This is a genomic window from Kamptonema sp. PCC 6506 (assembly GCF_000180455.1).
Taxonomy (GTDB): Bacteria; Cyanobacteriota; Cyanobacteriia; order Cyanobacteriales; family Microcoleaceae; genus Kamptonema; species Kamptonema formosum.
On the sequence record NZ_CACA01000120.1, the window covers coordinates 1 to 2,378 of the forward strand.

Consider the following 2,378-nt stretch of genomic DNA (forward strand, 5'->3'; position numbering starts at 1 on the left):
CCAATTCAGCGGACAATTAATTACCTTAGACACCCGTAGCGCGATCGCATCGGGCGGAGAAGGCCGCATTTACGCAGTCTTGCAAAACCCCTCCCTAGTAGCAAAAATTTACCATAAGCCCACAGACGAAGACGCAGACAAACTGACAGTAATGTTCAGTATGCCGCCCGACGCGCCGATCGCAGCCCCCGGACACGCCTCAATTGCCTGGCCCATTGACTTACTGCGAACCGCCGGCACTACCGAAAAAATCGTCGGCTTCCTCATGCCCCGCGTTACCAAGGTAGCCCCGATCCACACCTTCTACACCCCCAAAACTCGCCGCGAACAAAAGCCCCTATTTAATTATCTTTACCTACACCGTACAGCCCGCAACCTCGCCGCCGCTGTCAACGCCCTTCACGTTCGAGGTTACGTGATCGGAGATGTCAACGAGTCGAATATCCTCGTCACCGACACCGCCTTAGTTACTCTCGTAGATACTGATTCCTTTCAAGTCCGAGATCCTTACACGGGCTACGTTTACCGCTGTCCTGTAGGTAAACCAGAGTTTACGCCCCCAGAATTGCAGGGTCAAACCTTCCGCAATATCGATCGCACTCCAGAACATGACTTATTTGGCTTAGCAGTGCTAATTTTTCAGCTATTAATGGAAGGGACGCACCCTTTTGCAGGAGTTTATCAAGGTAGCGGCGAACCTCCGCCCATAGAAATTAGGATAAAATCAGGTTATTTTCCCTACGCCCTCAAACGAGTTCCCTTTCGCCCTATGCCTGCGGCACCGCCTTGGGACATTTTACACCCAACTTTGCGGCAGATGTTTCTGCGGTGTTTTGAGGAAGGGAATCAAAACCCTGTCAACCGTCCAGATGCTAAAAGTTGGGTTAGTGCTTTAAAAGAAGCCGAAGATGCGCTGGTAACTTGCCATAAGAATACTCAGCATAAATATGGGAATCATTTAAAAGCTTGTCCTTGGTGCGATCGCGCCAAGTTACTCAAAGGCCGCGATCCCTTCCCCTCCCGTAGCGCCGTCCGCAGCGGACAGAACTTGCAACCGATGAAGGCTAAACGCAAACAGCAAGCGCCGCCTCAGATTGTGACAGTACCACAACAGCGCAGCCAGATGCAGACATCCCCCACACCCCAGAGGGGTTTAACTCGTCAATTGGGACAATACCCAGTACCGCTGATTGTTACTGGGATGTCACACCGCACTCCGGCGGTACAATCGCCCCCTATTGGCGGATTTCGAGGCTTTGTTCAGGATACCGTTTGGGGTACAGCTTGGGGCGGTTTGTGTTTGGCGGCGATCGCAGGTGGAATTTACGCCGCAACAGATCGGGATGGCGGTGCAATTTTGGGCGCAATCTTTGTAGGTACAATTTGGGGAATTTTCTTTGGCGTAATTTGGGGCGTATTAACTGTCCCACCCAATCAAGTTGGGCGAAAATGGGCAGGTATATTTTTGGGTGCGATTTCCGGCGCTTTGTTGTTAACTGCGATCGGCGGTGTAGTATTTGGCGCAATTAACAACAAACCTGAGATTGGAGAAGCGATCGCAACTGGTCTTTGCGCTGGTACCTTTTGGGGCGCTGTTTGGAGTGGTTTTAAGCCACCCTGGGCGATGCCTGTAGGCCGCGTCTGGGGAAGACAGGGGGCATTCTTGGGGATGATTTGGGGCGTTTTTCTAGGGGCAATTGCTGGAGCTCTTTTAGGTTTGGGGTTTGCAATCTGGCCAGAACTCAATGGTAAGAATACTCCCCCTGTGGAATTGGCAACTCTATTAGTTCAGGTGATTGTGATCTCGGCTGGTTTGGGTTCTGTAGGAGGTTGTCTCGGAGGTGCGTTATTGGGGGCTTTTGGGGCTGCACCCAAGCTGCCAGCAGCGTTTCAGCCTTCGGGAGGCAAAGGCGCGATTTTGGGTACGATTTGGGGTAGTTTTTTGGGTGCGATCGCCGCCGCAATTTTAGGCGGTGTCTTGTCTGCGGCATTACCTGTATTTAATAGTACGCCACCAGTGGAAGTTGGAACCTTACTAGGTGCGATCGTCTCATCCGCAGGTTTAGGCGCGATTTGGGGTATCATCTCCGGTGCCGTCTGGGGGGCCTTAGCGAGATGGTAAGTCCGTAACGCCGCCATCTTGGCGGTATCCTAACCGCCAAGATGGCGGCGTTACGTATGACCTCAATCAAAAGCGATCGCCTAGTTAAAAAGACTAAACCAACGCGACAATAAATATGTTATTCAAGATTAAAGGGCGAACGATGGGACTCGAACCCACGAGATGGTGGTACCACAAACCACTGCCTTAACCACTTGGCTACGCTCGCCATCACATTGACATTTATGAATATAACACTTTACCTTCGCATAAGTCC

The 2,378-nt window shown here is 51.5% G+C and carries 1 protein-coding gene and 1 tRNA gene; one reads left to right on the forward strand and one right to left on the reverse strand.

Features of this window, described 5'->3' with window-relative positions:
- Window positions 1-2,122: helix-hairpin-helix domain-containing protein (locus OSCI_RS06900; RefSeq protein ID WP_071986228.1), on the forward strand; the 2,122-nt coding region annotated here is incomplete at its 5' end.
- A 134-nt stretch (window positions 2,123-2,256) separates the two neighbouring features.
- On the opposite strand, the gene OSCI_RS06905 is transcribed toward OSCI_RS06900, so the two are convergent.
- Window positions 2,257-2,330, reverse strand: a tRNA-His gene (locus OSCI_RS06905).
- Between the last annotated feature and the right edge of the window lie 48 nt (window positions 2,331-2,378).